The following is a 14,441-nucleotide window of genomic DNA, read 5'->3' as shown; positions in this document are numbered from 1 at the left end:
GCTTCCTCGGCTCGAACGGCTGCGGCAAGACCACGACGATGAAGATGCTGACCGGGCTTCTCGAGGCGAGCGAGGGCACCGCGCGGCTCTTCGGCCGCGAGGTCGACGCCCGCGACATGGAGACGCGCCGCCGCGTCGGCTACATGAGCCAGGCGTTCTCGCTCTATACCGAGCTCACGGTGCGGCAGAACCTCGAGCTGCACGCGCGCCTCTTCCAGATGCCCGAGGCCGAGATCGGCGGCCGCGTGCGCGAGATGGTCGAGCGCTTCGGCCTCGCCGCCGAGATCGACGCGCTGCCCGACGCGCTTCCTCTCGGCATCCGCCAGCGCCTGAGCCTCGCCGTGGCGTTGATCCACGGGCCCGACATCCTGATCCTCGACGAACCGACCTCGGGCGTCGACCCGGTGGCGCGCGCCGGTTTCTGGCAGAAGCTCGGGGAGCTCTCGCGCCGCGACGGGGTGACGATCTTCGTCTCGACCCACTTCATGAACGAGGCGATGCTCTGCGACCGGATCTCGTTGATGCATGCCGGCCACGTGCTGGTCAGCGACACGCCGGCGGCCATCGTCGAGAGCAAGGGCGCCAAGGATCTCGAGACCGCCTTCATCGCCTATCTCGAGGAGGCGATTGGCGAAGCCACCGGCGCGGCGCCGCCGCCCGCCGCGCCGGAGACGGCGGCGCCGCCGGCGGGGCAGGCGCGGCACCGCGCCTTCGACCCGCGGAGGATGCTCGCCTACACCATCCGCGAGGCGCTGGAGCTCCGCCGTGACACGATCCGCGCCACCCTCGCCGTGCTCGGCAGCCTGATCCTGATGTTCGTGATCGGCTACGGCATCAACACCGACGTGCGCGACCTGTCCTTCGCCGTGCTCGACCGCGACGACACGACGCTCAGCCGCGACTACGTGCTCGACATCGCCGGCTCGCCCTATTTCGTCGAGGCGTCGCCGCTCACCGGCTACGATGACATGGACGCCCGGATGCGCGCCGGCGAAATCAGCCTCGCGCTCGAGATCCCGCCCGGTTTCGCCCGCGACATCGCCCGGGGCAAGCCGGTCGAGATCGGCGCCTGGATCGACGGCGCCATGCCCTCGCGCGCCGAAACCGTGCGCGGGTACGTTCAGGGCATGCATTCCACCTGGCTCGCCCGCAAGGCCCGCGAGGCCTATGGCGCCGCCGCGGCCGTCGGCAATTTCGACCTCGTCATCCGCTACCGCTACAATCCGGGCGTCGAGAGCCTGGTCTCCATGGTTCCGGCGGTGATCCCGATGCTGCTCCTGATGATCCCCGCCATGCTGACCGTGCTCTCTATCGTGCGCGAGAAGGAACTCGGCTCGATCGTCAATTTCTACGTGACCCCTGTCACCCGGCTCGAATTCCTGCTCGGCAAGCAGCTCCCCTATGTCGTCATCTCGCTCCTCAACTTCGTGTTGCTCGTCGCCTTCGCGGTGTTCTTCTTCCGGGTGCCGCTCACCGGCAGCCTGCTGGCGCTGTCGTTCGGCGCCCTGCTCTACGCCTTCGTCGCCACGGCGATGGGGCTCGTCATCTCGACCTTCATGCGGAGCCAGACCGCGGCGATCTTCGCCACGGCGCTCCTGACGCTCATCCCCTCGATGCAATTCTCCGGCCTGATGGATCCGGTCTCCTCGCTTCAGGGCGCGGGCGCCGTCATCGGCAGGGTGTTCCCGGCCAGCCACTTCGTCACCATCGCGCGCGGCACCTTTTCCAAGGGCCTCGGTTTCGACGACCTCCGCGGCAGCTACTGGCCGCTCGCGCTGGCGATCCCGGTGCTCCTCGGCCTCGCCGCCGCCTTCCTCCGCAAGCAGGAACGGTAGCGATGCGCCTCGCCAATGTCTGGAACCTCGGGCTGAAGGAGCTCCGCGGTCTGGCCCGCGACCCGGCGATGCTCGTCCTCATCGTCTACGCCTTCTCGATCGCGGTCTACGTGCAGTCGCGCGCGATGCCCGAGACATTGAACCGCGCCGCGCTCGCCATCGTCGACGAGGATCAGTCGACGCTCTCGACCCGGATCACCACCGCCTTCTACCCGCCCTACTTCACGCCGCCCGTGCTGATCGGCGAGCACGAGATGGACGCCCGCCTCGACGCCGGCCTCGACACCTTCGCCCTCGTCATTCCGCCCGGCTTCGAGCGCGACGTGGTGGCGGGACGCGCGCCCGACCTCCAGCTCAACGTCGATGCGACGCGGATGACCCAGGCCTTCACCGGCGGCGGCTACATCGGTTCGATCGTGACGAGCGAGGTCTCGGAATATGTCGACCGCTACCGGTCGATCCCGGTGCCGAGCGTCGAACTCGCGCTCCGCGCCCGCTTCAATGCGTCGCTGAGCCAGGCCTGGTTCGGTGCGATCACCAACGTCATCACCTCGGTGACGATGCTGTCGATCATCCTGACCGGCGCCGCGCTCATCCGCGAGCGCGAGCACGGCACCATCGAGCACCTGCTCGTCATGCCGGTGACCCCGCCCGAGATCATGCTCTCAAAGGTCTGGTCCATGGCGCTCGTCGTCTGGATCGCCACCGCCTTCTCGCTCCTCGTCGTGGTCCATGGCCTGCTCGGCGTGCCGCTCGGTGGCTCGGTTCCGCTGTTTCTCGCAGCCACGGCGCTGCACCTTTTCGCGATGACCTGCATGGGCATCTTCCTCGCGACGATCGCGGGCGCGATGCCGCAGTTCGGCCTCCTGATGATGCTGGTCCTGATGCCGCTCCAGCTCCTCTCCGGCGCGATGAGCCCGCGCGAGAGCATGCCCGAGGTGATCCAGACGATCATGCTCGCCGCCCCCAACACCCATTTCGTAATCCTCGCCCAGGCGATTCTCTTCCGCGGCGCCGGCCTCGCCGTCGTCTGGCCGCAGTTCGCCGCCCTGGCCGTCATCAGCGCGATCTACTTCATCCTCGCCCTCGGTCGGTTTCGCCGCTTCCTGCGGTAGCGGATCGTCCGCGGGCGATGCAATCCGCGGACGAAGGGCGGGCCATGCCACCTAGCGCAGTCGGCGGCCCTCGGCGTCGAAGGCGCGGACGTCGCGGTTGCGGAAGCCGGCGCGGATCGACATGCCGGAGCGGAGGTCGCCGGCGTCGCGGCGCTCGACGATGACCCGGGCGCCGTCGGGCAGGTTGCCATGGACGAAGGAGGTGCCGCCGAGGTGCTCGACGAATTCGACGGCGATCTCGATCGCCGCGTCGGGCGTCGCGTCGCGGTCGAAGTGCTCGGGGCGGATGCCGATGGTGACGGCGGCGCCCGGCGCGGCCGCGCCTTCGGCGAAGGGCGCGGCGATCTCGGTGCCGGCGAAGCGCACGACGCCGCCCGTCTCGAGCTTGCCGGCGAAGAAGTTCATCTTCGGCGAGCCGATGAAGCCGGCGACGAAGACGTCGTTCGGGTTCTCGTAGAGTTCGAGCGGCGGGCCGACCTGCTCGACACGGCCCTTGCGGAGCACGACGATCTTGTCGGCGAGGGTCATCGCCTCGGTCTGGTCATGGGTGACGTAGATCATGGTGTTGCCGAGGCTCTCGTGGAGCTTGGCGATCTCGACGCGGGTCTGGACACGGAGCTCGGCGTCGAGGTTCGACAGGGGCTCGTCGAAGAGGAAGACCTTGGGGTTCCTCACGATCGCCCGGCCGATCGCCACGCGCTGGCGCTGACCGCCGGAAAGCTGGCTCGGGCGGCGGTCCTGGAGGGCATCGAGCTGGAGGATGCGGCTCGCTACCCCCACGCGCTCGTCGATCTCGGCCTTCGGGCGCTTGCCGATCCTGAGGCCGAAGCTCATGTTTTCCTTGACGGTCATGTGCGGGTAGAGCGCGTAGCTCTGGAAGACCATGGCGACGCCGCGCTCGGCGGGGTCGAGCTGGTTGACGCGCTGGCCGTCGATGGCGATCTCGCCGCCGGTGATGGTCTCGAGGCCGGCGATCATGCGCAGGAGCGTGGACTTGCCGCAGCCCGAGGGGCCGACGAAGACGGCGAACTCGCCGTCCTCGATGCGGAGGTCCACGTCGTGGATGATGTCCACCGGCCCGTAGGACTTCCGCGCCTTCTTCAGTTCGACGACGGCCATGCTGTTCCCTCCCTGCGCGGCGCCCCGTGCTGGGGGCGGAGCTGCCAGATTTCGGCGTTGGTGATCGAGGCGGCGTCGGCGTCGAGCCGGACCGCGGTGACGGGGGCGTCGCTGTCGAGGCGGTAGGTGCCGCACCAGCGGCCGCCGTCGGCGTAGATCTCGACGAGGCCGACATCGACGAAGACGCGGACGTCGGACAGTGGGCCGGTCTCGGCACGGTTGGGGACCGGGCGGCCGCGCCGGGACCGGTCGTCGAGAAGCTCGAGGCCGGCGCCGTCGTGGACGAGGACGAGGTCGCCGTCGGCGTGGGCGAGCGTCAGGCGGAAGGGCGCGCGCGTGTCGAAGGCGATCTCCGCGAGGCCGCCGGGCAGGTCGACGCCGTCGTGGAGCGTGGCGGCGAGGGGGGCGACGCGGAGGGCGGTGACAGCCTCGGCCGGGGGCATCAGCAGGGCGCCGTCCTGCCAGACGAGACGGCGGACGAAGGTCATGGCGCTCGGGAAGTCTTCCGTCCGGCGCACGTCGGCCCAGTTCGCCGCCCACGCCATGCCGACCGGGCGGCCGTCGTGGACGAAGCCCTGGAAGGCGTAGCAGTCGCCGACGAAATCGAGCTCGCGGCGGGCGATCTCCTCGAAGCCGCGGCCGTCGAAGCGGCCGACGAGGGCGAAGCTCGGGTTGCGGCGGCCGAGGACGAGGCCGTGGTGGCCGATGAGGCCGAAGATCAGGACGTGGAGGCCGGCGCCCGCGCCGTCGAGGGGCAGGACGCAGGGGCATTCGGCCGGGACGCTGCGCGGCAGGGGCTCGCGGTGGAGCGGGCCGACGAAGCGCCAGCCCGCGGCGGCGTCGGGGTCGTCGGTCTCGTAGAGGAGGATGAGCGCGGCGGTGTCGTCCTTGCCGGCGAGGACCATCTTCCACAGGCCGTCCGGCCCCATGAAGACGTACGGGTCGCGGAGGTCATCGCCGAAGCCGGGGAGGGGCGGGTGGCCGTCGATCAGCATCGCCGACGGGCCGGCGGCGAGGAGGTCGGGGGACGTCGCGGTCATCTGCCATTCGAGCGGCTCGCGGCTGTCCTCGCGGTCGGTGTGGAAGATCCGGAGGCCGCCGCCGGGGAGCGGGATGGCGGAGCCGGAGAAGGCGCCGCCCTGCGCCGACGGGTCGGCGAGGAGGGCGGGGCGCGGGTGGAGGAAGACGGGAAGGTGCGTCCAGTCGACGAGGTTGGCCGAGACGGCGTGGCCCCAGTGCATCGTGTCCCAGCGCAGGGCGTTCGGGTAGTGCTGGTAGAAGGCGTGGGTGCGGCCGGCGGCGGTGATCATGCCGTTCGGGTCGTTCATCCAGCCGAAGGGCGGGGCGAGGTGCAGGCGGAAGCGCGTCGTCTCCGGCGCGGCGGCGGGGACGGTCCAGAGCAGGCGGACGCCCTCGTCGAGGACGGTGGCCGGGTCGTAGGCGTAGGCGACGGAGACGGCGGTGTCTTCCGCGTCCCAGGCGACGGCGAGGTGGCCCGTCGTGGCGACGACGTGCGTCGTCATCTGGAAGTCGTCGGAGGGCGGGCCGACGAGGGCGACGGCGGTGCCGCCCGCGTCGTGGAGGGTGACGCGGGAGGCGGCGGCGGGGTCGCGGGGCTTCTGCCAGAGGTGGAGCACGTCGCCGGCGCGGACCGGCGCGGTGAAGCCGGCGGGTTCGGGCCGGTGGAGGGGGGGCGCCGCGGCCATGCCTCAGCCCTTCACGCCGGAGCTGATGACCGAGCTGACGAACCACTTCTGGAAGAAGAGGTAGAGGATCAGGACCGGGATCATCATCACGACCGAGGCGGCCATGGCGAGGTTCCAGTAGATGCTGTCCGATCCGAAGAAGCCGGCGATGCCGACGGAGATCGGGCGGGCATAGTTCGACTGGGTGACGAGGAGCGGCCAGAGATACTGGTTCCAGGTCTCGATGCCGAGGAGGATCGCCACGGTGGCCAGCGCCGGCAGGCTGATCGGCAGGAACACCTTCCAGTAGATCTGGAACGGCGAGGCGCCGTCGACGATGGCGGCGTCGTAGAGGTCGCGCGGGATCTGCGTGAAGAACTGGTAGAGCAGGAAGACATAGAGCGGGCTGGCCCAGAAGGGCAGGATCTGGGCGGAGAACGAGTCGGCGAGGCCGATCCGGTTCATGATGTTGAGGAGCGGCAGGACGATCGACTCCTGCGGCACGATGTAGAGACCGATCATCGCCGTCAGGATCAGCGCCCGCCCGGGCAGGCGGCCCCAGGCGAGGACGAAGGCGGCCATGGAATTGAAGAGCATCCCGCCGGCGAGGGTCAGCGTCAGGACGATGACCGAGTTCGTCAGGTAGCGGGCGAAGGGCTGGTTGCCGGTGAAGGTGAGGATGTCGCGGTAGTTCTGGAGCGTCGGGTTCGACACCCAGAAGGCCTTGAAGCTGCCCATCTCGGCGAGGATCTGGAAGCGGTCGGGCTTGAGGCTCGCCACGACCAGCAGGAACAGCGGCGAAACGACGACGAGGGTGATGATGGCGATCGAGACGATCTTGACCAGCGGGAAGCGATCGGAAGTGCCGGGCAGCGGCGCGTCGGGAGCGGCGGTCATTTCGGATCCCTCAGGACGACGCGCTGCACGAGCGAGATCGCGAGCACGATGAAGAAGAGGATGATGGCGACGGCCGAGGCGAGGCCGAGCTTCTGGCCGACGAAACCGACCTGATACATGTACTGCACCACGGTCTCGGTGGCGTTCCGCGGGCCTCCCTGCGTCAGGATGTTGACCTGGGTGAACAGCTTGAACGCCTGGATCGTGGTGATGATGAGGACGAAGATGTTGGTCTGCCTCAGGCCCGGCCAGGTGACGAAGCGGAACCGCTCCCAGGTCGAGGCGCCGTCGAGGCGGGCGGCCTCGTAGAGGTCGCCGGGAATGCTCTGCAGGCCGGCGAGATAGACGACCATCTGGAAGCCGTAGGCCTGCCAGGCCGAAAGGAGGACGATGGCCGGCATCGCCGAGGCGGGGTTGCCGAGCCAGTCGATCGGGCCGGCGAGGCCGAAGGTCAGGATGCCGACGATCTGGTTGAGCGGGCCGGTCGGGAACTGGAAGAGCGTGCCCCAGATCACGCAGACCACGGCCATGGAGGTGATCGCCGGCAGGAAGAGCGCGCCGCGGAAGAAGTTGCGGCCCGGGAGCTTCTGGTTGATGAGCAGCGCCATCGCGAGGGCGAAGCCGCACTGGAGCGGCACCACGAGCAGCGCGAAATAGCTGACATTGAGGAGCGCGCGCCAGAAGACCGGGTCGGTCAGCACGTCCACGTAGTTGTCGAAGCCGACGAACTTCACCGGCCGCGGGATCAGCCGGCGATTGGTGAGCGACATCGGAAAGGACAGGATGAAGGGCAGGAGCAGGAACAGGCCGACGACCACGCAGGCCGGCAGCAGCATCAGGAATTCCTGCATCCGGGCGCCGATCAGCCGCTTGGGCCGCGCGCTCTCGGCAGGACGAGTCAGGGTCGGCGCCGTCGCGGTCATGCTTTCTGCCCCCTCGGGAGATGTCGGGAAGGATCGCGGGGAGCGCCGGGGCTCCCCGCGGGCGGGTGCGTCAGTTGCCGCCGAACGGCGGGTAGCCGTCGTTGTCCTCGATGTCGGCGTCGATCTCCTCCGCCGCCTTGGTCAGTTCCTCCTGCGGGTCGGCCCCGTCGAAGATGTCGGTGAAGGCGCTTTGCGCCGCCAGCGTGATCGCCGGATAGGCCGGGTGCGGCGGACGCGGCACCGCGGTCTTTTCGGCCTGCTCGAAGGCGACCGCCATCGGGCCGCCGGGGGCGTAGAGCGGCGAGGCCGCGCCGAACGACTTGAGGCCGGGGAAGGCCGAATGTTCGCGATAGGCGGCCTGGTACTCCGGGTCCTGGATCATGAAGCTCAGGAACTTGCCGGCGGCCTCCGGGTCCGAGGCGTCCTTGCTGATCGCATAGATCCAGGTTCCGTTCGGGCTGACGCCCTTGTCGCCGAACTTCGGCAGCGGCAATGCGATGAGGTCGTCCCCCATGGCGTTGATCGCTTCGCTGTAGAGCCAGTAGCCGCCCCACGCCAGCGCCGCCGGCCGCCCCTCGGCATAGAACTGGTTGGTGCCGGCGGACTGCGGCACGACCCAGCCCTTCTTGACCCACTCGGCCATCATCGCCGCCGCCTTGACGCAGGTCTCGCTGTCGAACGTGCCCGACGCCGTCCAGGTCTCGCGGTCGATCAGGTCACAGCCCGAGGAGATGAGCAGCGGCTCGTAGCCGTAGGGGATCCACTCCGTCTTGGTGCCGTAGCCGCGGAACAGGTCGATCGGCCACTTCACGCCCTCGGCCGTCGACAGCGTTTCGAGGATCTTCTGGAACTCGTCGCCGGTCCAGGCGTCATCGACGCCCGCGGGGATGCGGATACCGAGGGAGTCGAGCTGCTTCTTGCTCGCATAGAGCACGACCGTGCTGTCGATGAGCGCCGTCGCGTAGAGCTTGCCGTCCGGCGGATAGGTACCCTGGCTGACGTTCGATGGCGTCATGTCGGCGAGGAGCGCCGGGTCGATCAGGCCGTCGATCGGCTGCAGGAAGCCCGACCAGACGTAGTTCGACAGGAACGGCGCGTCGAGCTCGATGATGTCGGGCAGGTTGCCGGCCGACACCGCGGCGCCGACCTTCTCGTTATAGGAATCGTGCGGCGTGTGGATGAGCTCGATCGTCGTGCCGGGATTGGCGGCCTCGTAGGCCTTGGCGGCGGCGTTGACCGCGTCGATCTCGTAGGGATCGCCCTGGAACATCATGCGGAGCTCGGCGGCGTTCGCCGGCCCTGCGAAGGCGAACGCCGCCAGGGCGGCGGCGAGGGCGCCGGCCCCTGGGCGCGTGGCGCGGAATCGGGGTGCAGGCATCGGTCTTTCCTCCCTATTGCCCGTCCGGGCACGACTCACACCGAGGCGCGCTCGATCAGCCGGAACGGAATTTTCTGAAGCGGTCGCGGCGCCGGTCCGGTGCCGGTGACGATCTCGGCGGCCCGCCGCCCGATTTCGCGGTGCGGCAGGGCCATGGTGGTCAACGGCGGGTCGAGGCGCCGCGCGATGTCGGTCTGGTTGTCGAAGCTGACGACGGCGATGTCGTCGGGGATGCGGACGCCGTTGGCCCGCAGCGCGCCGTAGACCTCGAGCGCCACGCGGTCGTTGCCGCAGAGGATTGTGTCGGGGCGGGGCAGGACGCCGGCCAGCGCGTCGACGTGGCGGCGCACGAGGCTGACGGCGTATTCGGTGTAGAGCGCCCCGCGCGTCGCCGGCAGGAGCCATGCTTCGACGACATCCACGCCGTGCGCCGCGTGGGCGGCGCGGAAGCCGTCCTCGCGCAGCTCGCCGGCGACGATGCCCGGCAGGTTGAGGAAGGCGATGCGGCGGCGCCCGCGCGCGAAGCAGTGCTCGACGATGGTCCGCCCCGCCTGACGCTCGTCCGGGACGATCGCGGGGATGTCATCGGATGTCTCGCGGCAGTTCAGGAACAGCTTGATTGCGCGGCGGACCCGCGAGTCGAGCTTCACGACGCGATGGTAGGAGGTCGCATAGACGATCGCCTTGGGGAGGAACCGCCGCACGTCGGCGATTCCGTCCGCGGCGCTGCGCGTGGCGCCGACGTTGGTCGCGACGACCGACAGCCCGTGCACGCGGCAGGCGTTGTCGAGGCTCCGCACGATCTCGGTGGCGAAGGGCAGCGTTATCACGCCCTCGGCCACCAGGCCGACAACCGGGAGCACGCCCTTGCGCATCCCGCGGGCGACGATGTTCGGGCGGTAGCCGAGCTCCTCGGCGAGGGCCTGGATGCGGCTGCGCGTCTCCGCGGACATGCGGGCGCCGCCGTTCAGGGCTCCGGAGACGGTCTTGACCGAGACTCCAAGCCTTTCGGCGATGTCGCGCATGCTGACGCCGCTGTTGTCCAAGAGACACCCATTCCACCCTGAAATCCCAGCCGTTACCGCTGAGTTAACGTTTACTCATCGTTAACCATGAGCCTTCGCGGTGTCAAGCTTGCCGGCCGGTCCGGTGAAGCTGCGCCGCGGCTGTTCCGCGACAACCTCGGGGTGACGCCGAAGCGCTTCATCATCGAGACGCGGCCGCGCTACGCGCGCTGGCGGTCCTGCGCGGCGGCCTGTCGATGACAGCGATCGCCTGCCAGACCGGCTTCGCCGACTGCGCCCATTTCGCGATCTCGCGCGGGGGGCGGGGGCTCAGGCGCGGACGAAGCCCTCGCTGGCGGCCAGCAGGCGGCGGGTATAGTCCTGCGTCACCTCGCGGCGCGCCAGCTGGTCGGCCGTCAGTTCCTCGACCACCTTGCCGTCGCGCATGACCGCGAGTCGGTCGCACATGTGGGTGACGACGCCGAGATCGTGGCTGACCATCAGATAGGTGAGGCCGCGGTCGTGCCGCACCTGCTCCAGAAGGTTCAGGACCTCCGCCTGCACGCTCGCGTCCAGCGCCGAGGTCGGCTCGTCGAGGAGGAGCGCGGCGGGTTCGAGGATCAGCGCGCGGGCGATGGCGATGCGCTGGCGCTGACCGCCCGACATCTGGTGCGGATAGCGGAAGCGGAAGGCGGGCCCGAGCCCGACTTCGTCGAGGGCGCGGCGGATGCGCTGCTCGCTGTCCTCGACCCCGTGGATCGCCAGCGGCTCCAGCAGCTGTCGGTCGACCGTCTGGCGCGGGTGCAGCGAGCCGTAGGGGTCCTGGAAGACCATCTGCACCTTGCGAAAGAAACCGCGTCGCCGCTGCGAGCCCGTGACGGCTTCGCCGTCGACCATCATCGTGCCGGCCGTAACCGGGGCGAGACCCATCACCGCGCGCAGCAGGGTCGACTTTCCCGAACCGCTCTCACCGACGAGGCCGAAGGAGCGGCCGCGCCCGACGGTGATCGAGACGTCGTCGAGCGCGCGGTAGAGATCGAAGCGGACCTCGAGGTTCGCGACGTTCAGGAGATCGGTCATTGCGCCCACTCCGGCTTGCGGTCGAGCACCGGCAGCGGGTGTCGATCCTCGCCGATCTTCGGCATGCAGTTCAGCAACCCGCGGGTATAGGGGTGCCGCGCGTGGGCGAGGTCGCCGGTGGCGAGTTCCTCGACCACCCGGCCCGCGTACATGACGAGCACCCGGTCGCAGAAGGACGAGACGAGGCGCAGGTCGTGGCTGATGAAGAGGAGGCCCATCCCGCGGTCGCGCACCAGCCCGTCGAGGATGTCGAGCACTTCGAGCTGCACGGTCACGTCGAGTGCCGAGGTCGGCTCGTCGGCGATCAGGAGTTCGGGCCCGACGACGAGCATCATCGCGATCATTGCCCGCTGGCCCATGCCGCCCGAGACCTCGTGCGGATAGAGGTCGAACACCCGCTCGGGATCGCGGATCTGCACCGCCTCCAGCATGTCGAGCGCCGTCCGCCGCGCCGCCGTCCACGGCATCGGGCGGTGGGTCACCAGCGTCTCGACGATCTGCCGTCCGATGCTCATGACCGGGTTGAGCGAGTATTTCGGGTCCTGCAGCACCATGGCGATCCGGCCGCCGCGGAGCGAGCGCCGGGTGCGGGGCGACGCGGTCAGGAGGTCGATCCCGGCGAAGTCGAGCGTATCGGCGGTCACCCCGGCCTGGGGCGGGGTCAGGCCCATGATCGCGCGGCCGGTCTGGGACTTGCCCGAACCGCTCTCGCCGACGATCCCGAGGCGCTCGCGGCCAAGGGTGAAGCTGACCCCCCGCACCGCCTCCACCGGGCGCACGCGGCCGGGATAGGTGACGCGGAGGTTCCTGACCGTCAGGAGGGGAGTGCTCATCGTCCGGCCTCCCGCGGGTCGAGAGCGTCGCGCAGGCCGTCGCCGAGCAGGTTGAAGCCGAGGCTGACGACGAAGATCGCGATGCCGGGCATGGTCGCCACCCACCACTGGTCGAGGATGAAGCGCCGCCCGGAGGCGATCATCGCCCCCCATTCCGGCAGCGGCGGCTGCGCGCCGAGCCCGAGGAAGCCGAGGCCGGCGGCGGTCAGGATGATGCCCGCCATGTCGAGCGAGACCCGCACGATCAGCGAGGGCAGGCACATCGGGATGATGTGGCCGACCAGGATCTTGATGTCGGAGGCGCCGCTCATCCGGGCGGCGGCAATGTAGTCGGAATTGCGGATGGTCAGCGTCTCGGCGCGGGCGATGCGGGCATAGGGCGGCCAGGCGGTGATCGCGATGGCGATGATCGCGTTCTCGATGCCGGGCCCCAGGGCCGCCACGAAGGCCAGGGCCAGGATCAGGCGCGGGAAGGCCAGGAACACGTCGGTCACGCGCATCAGCACGGTGTCGAGCCAGCCGCCGGCGTAGCCGGCGACGGTGCCGACCAGCAGGCCCACCGGGCCGACGATGATGGCGACGAGGCCCACCACGGTGAGCGTGATCCGCGAGCCCCAGATCAGGCGCGAGCAGATGTCGCGGCCGAGCTCGTCCGTGCCCAGCCAGTGCGCGGCCGAGGGCGGCTGCAGGCGCTGGGCCAGGTCCTGGAGGATGGGCGAGTGCGTGGCCAGGACCGGCGCCAGCGCCGCCACCAGCACCAGCAGCAGCACGATCCCCAGCCCCACCAGCGCCATCGGGTTGGCACGGAACACGAGCCAGGAGTGGTAGGCTTGGCCCAGCCGCGCCTGGAGCGGCGAGGCCGGGGTGTCGGCGAGCAGCCAGCGGCGCCAGCCGGCGGGGGCCTGGCGGCGGTCGAGTGCCGCGCTCACGCGCGCGCCCTGGGGTCGAACAGACGGTAGAGCAGATCCGAGAGCAGGTTGAGGCCGATGAACACGGTGCCGACGACGATGGTGGCGCCGAGCACGGCGTTCATATCGGCGTTCAGGAGCGAGCCGGTGAGATAGGCGCCGAGGCCCGGCCAGGCGAACACGGTCTCGGTGATCACGGAGCCCTCGAGCAGGCCGCCATAGCTGAGCGCGATGACCGTGATCAGGGGCACGGCGGTGTTGCGCAAAGCGTGGCTCCAGACGATGCGCCATTCGGGCACGCCCTTGGCCCGGGCGGCCACGATATACTCCTGGCGCAGCTGCTCCAGCATCAGCGAGCGGGTCATGCGGGCGATGTAGGCGAGCGAGAAGTAGCCCAGGATCGAGGCCGGCAGGATCACGTGGCCCAGCGCGTTCCAGAACACGTCCCATTCGCCGGCGATGGCGGCGTCGATCAGGATGACGCCGGTCACCGGGCTGACGATGTCCTCGTAGAACACGTCGAGCCGGCCCGGCCCCTCCACCCAGCCGAGCTTGGCGTAGAACAGGAGCAGGCCCATCAGGCCCAGCCAGAACACCGGCACCGAATAGCCGACAAGGCCCAGGACCCGGACCAGATGGTCGGGCCAGCGGCCCTGCCAGACGGCGCCGGCGATACCCATGGGAACCCCCAGCAGCACGCCCAGGATCGTGGCCACGGTGGCGAGCTCCAGCGTCGCCGGGAAGACGCGCAGGATGTCCTCGATCACCGGCCGCGAGGTCAGCACGCTGGTGCCGAAATCGCCTTGCAGGACGTGCTGGAGGTAGATCAGGAACTGGCGCCAGAGCGGCAGATGCAGGCCAAGCGCGATGCGGGCGCGCTCGTAGACGTCGGGCGGGGCGCGGTCGCCGACCACGGCCAGCACCGGGTCGATCGGCACCACCCGGCCGATCAGGAAGGTGATGAGCAGCAGGCCCAGGAAGGTTACGGCGAGCGTGAGTGCCAGACGCAGGGCGGCGCCGAGGAGCTTCAGCATGGTGTGGGAAGCCGCTGCATCGCGCCGGCAGCGTCGGCGCGAGTGGTGCGGGCGTCAAGGGACAGCAACGAAGGGGAGGGACGGTGATGCAGGAGGCGATCGAGATCCGCGATGCTACCCTGGCGGACCTGCCGGCGGTGGTGGCGATGCTGGCCGACGACATGCTGGGTGCCGCGCGCGAGACGGGCGTGGTCGACGAGGCCTACCTCGAGGCGTTCCGCGCCATCCAGGCGGAGCCCAACTGCCGCGAGCTGGTGGCGGTGCTGGACGGAGCGGTGGTCGGCTGCTTCCAGCTCAACTTCCTGCCGGGGCTCGGCCGGCGCGGCGCCTGGCGGGCGCAGATCGAGGCGGTCCGGGTGGCGCAGGGCCGGCGCGGACGCGGGGTGGGTGCGGCGATGATGGCCTGGGCAATCGCGCGGGCCAGGGAGCGAGGCTGCATCCTGGTCCAGCTCACCACCGACAAGCGCCGCCACGATGCCCACCGCTTCTACCGGCGGCTCGGCTTCGAGGCGACGCACGAGGGGATGAAGCTCGTGCTCTGAGCGGGTCAGGGGCCGCAGGTCAGTCCTTGTAGCCCTGCCAGTACTTGTTGTCGTCGAAGCTCGGGCCCCAGATCATCCCCTGGACGTT

At 69.7% G+C, this 14,441-nt stretch carries 13 protein-coding genes; 3 read left to right on the top strand and 10 right to left on the bottom strand.

The annotated features are described in order from the left end of the window. Positions 1-1,835: ABC transporter permease (locus tag Q0480_RS06935; RefSeq protein WP_299131672.1), on the top strand; the 1,835-nt coding region annotated here is incomplete at its 5' end. 2 nt (positions 1,836-1,837) lie between these two features. Continuing rightward, the gene (locus Q0480_RS06930) at positions 1,838-2,950 is read left to right on the top strand and encodes an ABC transporter permease (RefSeq protein ID WP_299131671.1); all 1,113 of its coding nucleotides are present in this window, start codon (positions 1,838-1,840) and stop codon (positions 2,948-2,950) included. Between the two features lie 51 nt (positions 2,951-3,001). On the opposite strand, the gene ugpC is transcribed toward Q0480_RS06930, so the two are convergent. From ugpC to Q0480_RS06880, 10 genes are all read right to left on the bottom strand, one after another. Then, positions 3,002-4,069: a sn-glycerol-3-phosphate ABC transporter ATP-binding protein UgpC gene (ugpC, locus tag Q0480_RS06925; protein WP_299131670.1), complete on the bottom strand. Its 1,068-nt coding sequence runs from the start codon at positions 4,067-4,069 to the stop codon at positions 3,002-3,004. Beyond that, positions 4,051-5,775, bottom strand: a complete 1,725-nt coding sequence (locus Q0480_RS06920; RefSeq protein ID WP_299131669.1) for a GH32 C-terminal domain-containing protein — start codon at positions 5,773-5,775, stop codon at positions 4,051-4,053. The genes ugpC and Q0480_RS06920 overlap by 19 nt, the downstream gene beginning before the upstream one ends. A 3-nt stretch (positions 5,776-5,778) precedes the next feature. Beyond that, the gene (locus tag Q0480_RS06915) at positions 5,779-6,651 is read right to left on the bottom strand and encodes a carbohydrate ABC transporter permease (protein WP_299131667.1); all 873 of its coding nucleotides are present in this window, start codon (positions 6,649-6,651) and stop codon (positions 5,779-5,781) included. Beyond that, on the bottom strand, positions 6,648-7,574 hold the full coding sequence (locus Q0480_RS06910; protein ID WP_299131666.1) for a carbohydrate ABC transporter permease: 927 nt from the start codon (positions 7,572-7,574) through the stop codon (positions 6,648-6,650). The genes Q0480_RS06915 and Q0480_RS06910 overlap by 4 nt, the downstream gene beginning before the upstream one ends. 70 nt (positions 7,575-7,644) lie before the next feature. After that, positions 7,645-8,952, bottom strand: a complete 1,308-nt coding sequence (locus Q0480_RS06905; protein ID WP_299131665.1) for an extracellular solute-binding protein — start codon at positions 8,950-8,952, stop codon at positions 7,645-7,647. A gap of 35 nt (positions 8,953-8,987) precedes the next feature. Beyond that, positions 8,988-9,998: a LacI family DNA-binding transcriptional regulator gene (locus Q0480_RS06900; RefSeq protein WP_299131664.1), complete on the bottom strand. Its 1,011-nt coding sequence runs from the start codon at positions 9,996-9,998 to the stop codon at positions 8,988-8,990. Between the two features lie 288 nt (positions 9,999-10,286). After that, the gene (locus Q0480_RS06895) at positions 10,287-11,036 is read right to left on the bottom strand and encodes an ABC transporter ATP-binding protein (RefSeq protein ID WP_299131662.1); all 750 of its coding nucleotides are present in this window, start codon (positions 11,034-11,036) and stop codon (positions 10,287-10,289) included. After that, positions 11,033-11,869, bottom strand: coding sequence for an ABC transporter ATP-binding protein (locus Q0480_RS06890; RefSeq protein ID WP_299131660.1), 837 nt, complete (start codon positions 11,867-11,869; stop codon positions 11,033-11,035). Before Q0480_RS06890 ends, Q0480_RS06895 begins: the two co-directional genes overlap by 4 nt. Continuing rightward, on the bottom strand, positions 11,866-12,798 hold the full coding sequence (gene nikC / locus Q0480_RS06885; RefSeq protein ID WP_299131659.1) for a nickel transporter permease: 933 nt from the start codon (positions 12,796-12,798) through the stop codon (positions 11,866-11,868). Before nikC ends, Q0480_RS06890 begins: the two co-directional genes overlap by 4 nt. Continuing rightward, complete coding sequence (locus Q0480_RS06880; protein ID WP_299131658.1) at positions 12,795-13,811, bottom strand: ABC transporter permease; 1,017 nt, start codon at positions 13,809-13,811, stop codon at positions 12,795-12,797. Before Q0480_RS06880 ends, nikC begins: the two co-directional genes overlap by 4 nt. Positions 13,812-13,897: 86 nt before the next feature. Here Q0480_RS06880 and Q0480_RS06875 point away from each other — a divergent pair, with 86 nt between their 5' ends. Continuing rightward, positions 13,898-14,353, top strand: coding sequence for a GNAT family N-acetyltransferase (locus tag Q0480_RS06875; protein ID WP_299131657.1), 456 nt, complete (start codon positions 13,898-13,900; stop codon positions 14,351-14,353). Positions 14,354-14,441: the final 88 nt, after the last annotated feature.

Source organism: uncultured Amaricoccus sp. (assembly GCF_937891315.1).
Taxonomy (GTDB): Bacteria; Pseudomonadota; Alphaproteobacteria; order Rhodobacterales; family Rhodobacteraceae; genus Amaricoccus.
Note: the sequence above shows the minus strand (reverse complement) of the source record. Positions and strands in the feature narration are given on the sequence as shown.

What these genes read in the sequence shown, in the direction of transcription:
- Q0480_RS06930 (WP_299131671.1), top strand. Translation starts at nt 1,838, where the DNA reads ATGCGCCTCGCCAATGTCTGGAACCTCGGGCTGAAGGAGCTCCGCGGT.
- ugpC (WP_299131670.1), bottom strand. Translation starts at nt 4,069, where the DNA reads ATGGCCGTCGTCGAACTGAAGAAGGCGCGGAAGTCCTACGGGCCGGTG.
- Q0480_RS06920 (WP_299131669.1), bottom strand. Translation starts at nt 5,775, where the DNA reads ATGGCCGCGGCGCCCCCCCTCCACCGGCCCGAACCCGCCGGCTTCACC.
- Q0480_RS06915 (WP_299131667.1), bottom strand. Translation starts at nt 6,651, where the DNA reads ATGACCGCCGCTCCCGACGCGCCGCTGCCCGGCACTTCCGATCGCTTC.
- Q0480_RS06910 (WP_299131666.1), bottom strand. Translation starts at nt 7,574, where the DNA reads ATGACCGCGACGGCGCCGACCCTGACTCGTCCTGCCGAGAGCGCGCGG.
- Q0480_RS06905 (WP_299131665.1), bottom strand. Translation starts at nt 8,952, where the DNA reads ATGCCTGCACCCCGATTCCGCGCCACGCGCCCAGGGGCCGGCGCCCTC.
- Q0480_RS06895 (WP_299131662.1), bottom strand. Translation starts at nt 11,036, where the DNA reads ATGACCGATCTCCTGAACGTCGCGAACCTCGAGGTCCGCTTCGATCTC.
- Q0480_RS06890 (WP_299131660.1), bottom strand. Translation starts at nt 11,869, where the DNA reads ATGAGCACTCCCCTCCTGACGGTCAGGAACCTCCGCGTCACCTATCCC.
- Q0480_RS06880 (WP_299131658.1), bottom strand. Translation starts at nt 13,811, where the DNA reads ATGCTGAAGCTCCTCGGCGCCGCCCTGCGTCTGGCACTCACGCTCGCC.
- Q0480_RS06875 (WP_299131657.1), top strand. Translation starts at nt 13,898, where the DNA reads ATGCAGGAGGCGATCGAGATCCGCGATGCTACCCTGGCGGACCTGCCG.